The 6,160-nt window shown below is 65.9% G+C and carries 5 protein-coding genes; 1 reads left to right on the plus strand and 4 read right to left on the minus strand.

What is annotated here, in order from left to right:
- The 4 genes from ABWP50_RS02490 to ABWP50_RS02505 all read right to left on the minus strand — a co-directional run.
- Positions 1-494 (minus strand): SOS response-associated peptidase family protein (locus tag ABWP50_RS02490; RefSeq protein ID WP_353216408.1); only part of this gene is annotated, 494 nt, incomplete at its 3' end.
- A 178-nt stretch (positions 495-672) separates the two neighbouring features.
- Positions 673-2,160, minus strand: a complete 1,488-nt coding sequence (locus ABWP50_RS02495) for an amidase family protein (RefSeq protein WP_353216409.1) — start codon at positions 2,158-2,160, stop codon at positions 673-675.
- Between the two features lie 72 nt (positions 2,161-2,232).
- Positions 2,233-3,885 (minus strand): amidohydrolase, encoded by a 1,653-nt coding sequence (locus ABWP50_RS02500; RefSeq protein ID WP_353216410.1) that lies wholly within the window; start codon positions 3,883-3,885, stop codon positions 2,233-2,235.
- Between the two features lie 18 nt (positions 3,886-3,903).
- Positions 3,904-4,431 (minus strand): GNAT family N-acetyltransferase, encoded by a 528-nt coding sequence (locus ABWP50_RS02505; RefSeq protein WP_353216411.1) that lies wholly within the window; start codon positions 4,429-4,431, stop codon positions 3,904-3,906.
- Positions 4,432-4,611: 180 nt separating this feature from the next.
- On the opposite strand from ABWP50_RS02505, the gene ABWP50_RS02510 reads away from it, so the two are divergent.
- Entirely contained in the window at positions 4,612-6,117 is a 1,506-nt protein-coding gene (locus tag ABWP50_RS02510) for a PQQ-dependent sugar dehydrogenase (protein ID WP_353216412.1), read from the plus strand.
- Positions 6,118-6,160 lie beyond the last annotated feature (43 nt).

The raw sequence follows: 6,160 nt of genomic DNA on the forward strand, positions 1-6,160 counted from the left end.
TCGCCTTCGGCCTTTTTGCGCACCCCGGTCCACCTGGTGGTGAGGCCGGCGAAGCAGGCCAGCGGGTCTTCGGCGGCAAGCGCGAACCACATCGGCGCAAAGCCGGCATCGCCCTTCACATGCTCGGCAAAGGCGGTGAACGGCACCAGGCAGCGGTGCGCCGGTGACAGCCAGCGGCGCCAGTGGGGGGAGGCGGTGTTGCGGATGTTGGTGATGCCCCTATCCAGCTTCTTGACTCCGACCGTCTTGCCCACCAGCGCGAAGGCCGGGCTGGGCATGCCCCAGCGGGCGTATTGCAGCACAGGGGCCGTGACTCTTCCCCCGGTGTCCGCATCAGTTTTGCCCATGCGGACGATCGGGGCTTCGCCGTCGGGGTAGATGCCGGGCAGCGCCGGCAGATTGCCGAGCCGGTCGCTTTCGGGGCCCAGTTCCAGCGCCCGCGCCAGATCGCGCAGCGCCTGCTGGCCTTTGGTGAGGGCGTAAAGATTGCACACGCGCTAACGGGTTACAGCGGTGGGGGGGCAAGGCTCCACAGCCAGACGATGTTGCCCAGCGTGCCGAACACGCCGAGCAGGAGCCGTGACGGCAAACGGAAATACCCATGCATCATCCCGGTAACGTCTAAACATGGCCGGGGTTGCAGGTGCGCGGGCGGCGTGGTCCATCATGGCATCAGCTGCGGCGGTTTCCGAACCAGATTGGTGGCAGGCGCTGTGCCCAGGGGGCGGCTGCCTCCAATTGGAAGGCCAGATCGAGCAGGCGGGCATCGTCGCCGCGCCGCCCGGCAAAATGCATACCCAGCGGCAGCCCGTTGGTGGCCTGCATGATCGGCACGCTCATTGCGGCGGCACCGGCGAGATTTTGCACCGGCGTGTAGGCCACCAGTTGCATCATGTCGGCCATCAGCGCGGCCGGCGGGCGCGTGGGCGACAAAAAGCCGATCGGCACCGCATGGCGGCTCAGCACCGGCGTGAGCAGCAGATCATGATCCCGGAAGCTGGCGTTGTAGGCATCGCGATAGGCGGCCAGCCGCCCCATCAACGCCTGCACATCGGCCTGGGCCAGCGCGGCGCCGTTGCCGGCGAGGTGGCGGGTGAGCGGTTCGAGTTTGGCAACGCCGTCAGCGCCGAAGGCCTTTTGCACGGCGGCCGCTGCGCTGGCAGCACCCAGCGACCACAGCGCCACGAAATCGCGCGAAAAATCGATTGGCGCGAACGGCCACGGCGCATCCACCACCGTGTGCCCTATCGATTCCAGAAGGCGGCGGGTGCGGGTGATACCGGCCAGTACTTCGGCATCGGGCTGGGCATTTTCCGGGCCGGCGGTGATCACAGCGATGCGCAGGCGCGCGCCGGCCGGGCCGCTCAGCCTTGGCACCGGCGCGCCCAAGCCGTCGGCGCCCTGGATTTGCAGCGCTGCCATGCTGAGCGCGGCATCGCGCACACTGCGGGTGAGCACATGATCGACTGCGATTTCGGCGGGATCATCGGCGTTTTTCTGGCCGGCCAGCCGCCCGCGGCTGGGCTTGAAGCCGAACAGGCCGCACAGCGCGGCGGGAATGCGAATCGATCCGCCGCCATCATTGGCATGGGCAATCGCCACCACACCGGCTGCCACCGCCGCTGCGCTGCCGCCCGACGACCCACCGGGCGAAAATGCCGGATTCCACGGGTTGCGCGTCGGGCCGTGCGACAGCGGCTCTGTCACGCACATCAGGCCGAATTCCGGTGTTGCGGTCTTGCCAATCGGCAGCGTGTTCATCTGGGCAAAGGCATCGACAAAGGCTTCGTTGGTCGTGGCCGGCGGCGCATCGGCAAAGGCGCGGCTGCCGTTCTTTGTGGGCCAGCCCTTGTAATCGTTCAGATCCTTGATGAACGTCGGAATGGCCGGGGTGCGATCCTCCTTGGGCAGGCTGGCCAGGCTGCGCGGCCGATCGATCAACACCGCAAAATTCAGCTGGGCTTGCGCCGCGTCGGCCCGATCGAGCGCGGCCAGCACCTCATCGCGGGCGCTGGCCGCGCCGCTGCGGATGCGCTGCGCCAGGCCGATGGCATCATCGGGGCTGGCGGCTTGCTGGGCACTTGCTGGAACTGCCATCAGCGCCGCCGCGCCTGCCGCGCCGGCCACCAGCGCGCGGCGGGAAATGTCTTGATCAGTCATGGTGCGTGCCCTCCCCAAATGTAATTTCGAGGGTGGCATGGCGGGGGCCGGCGGGCAAGCGGGGGGCTGGCCTCAGCGCTTGAACACTTGTTTGCCCGCCAGCCAGGTCGCCGTCACCTTGATCTTCCACAAATCGCCTTCGGGCGCGGTGAACGGATCGCGTTCCAGCGTGATGAAATCGGCCCATTTGCCCGGTTCCAGCGTGCCCACCTTGGCCTCGGCATGGCCGGCGCGGGCCGCCCATAGGGTGAAGCCGGCAAAGGCATCTTCACGGCTCAATTTTTCCCAAGGCCGCCAGCCACCGGTCGGCAGGCCATCGCGCGATTGCCGCGTCACGGCGGCATGGATGCCGAACATCGGATCGGGCGGCTCGACCGGGAAATCGCTGCCCAGTGCCAGCTGCGCGCCGCTCTGCTTGATCTGTGCCCAGGCATAGGCACCGCCCAGCCGGGCTTCGCCCAGCCGCGCTTCGGCCATGCCCTTGTCGGATGTGGCATGCGTTGGCTGCATGGAGGCGATGATCTGCAAGCTGGCAAAGCGGCCAAGATCGGCCATGTCGACAATCTGGGCATGTTCGTTGCGGTGGCGCAATTTGCTGCGCTCGGCTGCGGGCACGGCAGCAAAACCGTCCATTGTCGAGCGATTGGCAGCATCACCAATGGCATGGACATTCACCTGAAAGCCATCGCGCGAGGCATCGGTGATATAGGTTTTCAGGCGGTCAGCCGGCGTGATGTCCAGCCCGCGCGTGCCGGGCATGTCGCTGTAAGGCGCGATCAGATAGGCGCCGCGGCTGCCGAGCGCGCCATCGGACACCAGCTTCATCGATTGCATCGCCAGACGATCATCAAAGCTCCACGGAATCGGGCCGCTGGGCGCAATCGCCTTGCGGTTGTCCGGCCCGGCGGCCATCGCATAGATGCGGGCCGTCATCTTGCCGGCCTTGGCAAAGCGGACATAACGGTCCCACGTGCGCTTATCCATGCCGGCATCGTGGGCGCCGGTCATGCCGATTTCAGCCATGGTTTCCAGCGACTTTTCAAGCACGAGATCCAGGCGCTTCTCGTCGTCGCGGGGGATGACACCGGTGATCAGCGCCATCGCCTTGTCCACGAACACGCCGGTGGGATTGCCGTCGGCGTCGCGGATGATCTCACCGCCAGCAGGGGCCTGCGTGGCCCTGGTGATGCCCGCCGCCTTCAGCGCAGCGCTGTTGGCCCAGCCGGCATGGCCATCGACCCGCGAGAAAAACGCCGGTCGCTCACCGGTGACGCTGTCAAGCTCGGCAGCGGTGGGGAAGCGCCCGATCAACTTGCCGCCGTCAAACCAGCGTTCCTGGTTCCAGCCGAGGCCAAGGACCCAGCCAGTTGCAGGAAGGCCAGCCTTGATGCGGCCCAACGCTTCGGGAATGGAGGCGCTGTCGCGCAGATCGACCAGCAATTTCAGCTCACCAAGGCGCATGACATGGCCGTGGGCATCGATCAGGCCCGGCCAAAGCGTCGCGCCGTTCATATCCACCGTCGCGCCGGCAGGCAGTGTTGCACCGGCTTTGAGAGTGGATTTCACCTTGCCATCATCGCCCACCACCAACGCCGCAAAACGCTGCAATTCGCCTTTGCTGCCCAGCGTATAGCCGTTGGCGTTGGTATAGACCGTGTCGGCAAACGCCGGCGCCGTAGCGGGCAGCAAGGCGGCAAGCAAGGCGGCAAGCAACATCTTCTTCATTGTCAACATCCTCACAAATCAAATCTCTTTGGCCATGAACACCCAATGTGGATGCATGATGGCTGGCACTTCCACTTCAGGATAGGCCGGGATCGCCGCAAAACCCAAGCGCCGATACAGGCCAATCGCCGTTTCCAGGGTAGGCGCTGTGTCCAGCAGCATGGTGTGATAGCCAAAGGCCCGCGCATCGGCCAGCAGCCGCTCGGTCAGGGCGCGGCCCAGCCCCTGCCCCTTGGCGGCGTCGCGGATGTACACACGCTTCAGCTCGCACACACCGCTGCGCAGCCGCCGGATGCCGCCCATGCCGATCGGCTGACCGTGGTGTTCAATGATGTAAAACTGGCTTTCGGGCGGGCCAGGGCCAAGTATCTTGGGCAAAACGCCGGGCAGATAGGCACGAATGTCCCCGCCTGGAAAAATATCCGCCAGCGTGACTGCAAAGCGTGCCGCGACGCCGGAAAACACGAAATCCAGATACTCGGCATTCAGATCGATCAGCAGCGCTGCATCATCGGGCAGGCTCGCAAGGCGGAAGCGGACGTCCATTGCCGGCATTTTAGCAAGCATGGTGTTGCCGACAAGTGCAGGCTGCACCATGCCCGATCGGGCCGCGACGAACCGTCGCCGGCTGCATGCAGCTCCGCCAAGCATTGCCGCGCTGCCCTGATTCGGTTAGCGCCGGTCGATGTCGTTGAAAGGGCTGGAATGATTGCGCTGCGCCCGGCCGTGACAGCTTTGTTGCTGGCTCCCTTGCTCGCCGCTGCAGCAGGGGCCGCGGTCGTAACCAATCCTGTGCCGGCGCCGATCGCGCCCGGCATCACGCTGCGCCTCACCCCATTCGGCCAGTCCCTGCCCGCCCCCGGCACGCAGTTCGATGGCTTCCGCACCCACATCCATGCCCTGAAACCGGTGCCCGATGCCTCCGGCCGCCTGTTCATCGTCGATACGCGCGGCACGATCAGCGTTGCCAGCACCGCCGGCGGCACACCGCGGCTGTGGTTCGATATCCGCATCGCCGTGCCCAGCTTTCGCGCATGGGCCACCAACGGCCAGGCCGGCCTGATGAGCTTTGCCTTCCACCCCAATTTCGCCGGCAACCCCGGAACGCCGGGCTATGGCATCTTCTACACCATCGATACCAGCGCGGACACCGCCGGCACCGCCACGCTGGCCGGCAAGGGGCCGGGTATCAACCACCACAATGTCATTCACGAATTCCGCGTGGTCGATCCCGCCGCCGCCACCGCCAGCCTGACGGCGCAGCGTGAAGTGCTGCGCATTGCCCAGCCGCGCGGCGATCATGGCGCCGGCAACATTGCGTTCAATCCCACCGCTGCGCCCGGCAGCGCCGATTATGGCAAGCTCTACATATCCTTGGGAGATGGCGGCGGCGGCGGCGATCCGTCCGGCAATGCCCAGGATTTCACCAGCCCGTTCGGCAAGATCCTGCGCATCGATCCCACGCCGGGCGCGGGCGGCGCCGCCTACACGATCCCGGCCGACAATGGCTTCGCCGGTGACCCTGCCAAGCTCGGCGAAATCTGGGCAGCGGGCCTGCGCAATCCTCAGCATTTCAGCTGGGACGCCGCCACCGGCCAAATGCTGATCGCCGATATGGGCCAATCCCAACTTGAAGAGGTCAATATCGGCGTCGCCGGCAGCAATTATGGCTGGCCGCTGCGCGAAGGCAGCTTCGCCCGCGGCACCAGTGCCGATCCCGATGTGTATGATACGCCCGCCAAGCCAGGCGGCTTCCTGGACCCGGTCGCCCAGTTCGATCACGAGGAACTGCTGCGCAGCGGCGAATACACGTTGGGCGGCATCAGCAGCGTCTTTGCCTACACCGGCACTGCCATCCCCGAACTCGTTGGCAAGGTCGTCGTGTCCGAACTCGTCTCGGGCCGGCTGCTCTACTACGACAAGCGCGCCGCGCTGCTCAACCAGCCGGCGCCCTTTCTCGAAATCCACATCAGCAAAGACGGTCGCGATACCAACCTGCGCAGCCTCGACGGCAATCCCCTGCGCCGCCAGCGCGTCGATCTGCGGCTGGGAACCGACAATGCTGGCGAACTTTATCTGTTCAGCAAGACCTACGGCAACATCTACAAGCTCGGTGCGCTGTCGGCTCTGCCAAAACCGGCACCTGGCTCACCTTGCCTGTCGACCTCAGCCTCGCCGGCATCGCCCTGCGCCGCACCGCCCACGCGGCCGCCTGCTCACGCGCGCCAATAGCCTGCCACGCCTTGCTGGCACTCCCGCCGCAGGCGCAGCCAAC

The sequence above is a fragment of the Sandarakinorhabdus sp. genome, assembly GCF_040398645.1.
GTDB lineage: Bacteria > Pseudomonadota > Alphaproteobacteria > Sphingomonadales > Sphingomonadaceae > Sandarakinorhabdus.

Excerpts from the sequence above, each read along its gene's own strand:
- ABWP50_RS02505 (WP_353216411.1), bottom strand. The coding sequence starts at position 4,431 with ATGGACGTCCGCTTCCGCCTTGCGAGCCTGCCCGATGATGCAGCGCTG.
- ABWP50_RS02500 (WP_353216410.1), bottom strand. The coding sequence starts at position 3,885 with ATGAAGAAGATGTTGCTTGCCGCCTTGCTTGCCGCCTTGCTGCCCGCT.
- ABWP50_RS02495 (WP_353216409.1), bottom strand. The coding sequence starts at position 2,160 with ATGACTGATCAAGACATTTCCCGCCGCGCGCTGGTGGCCGGCGCGGCA.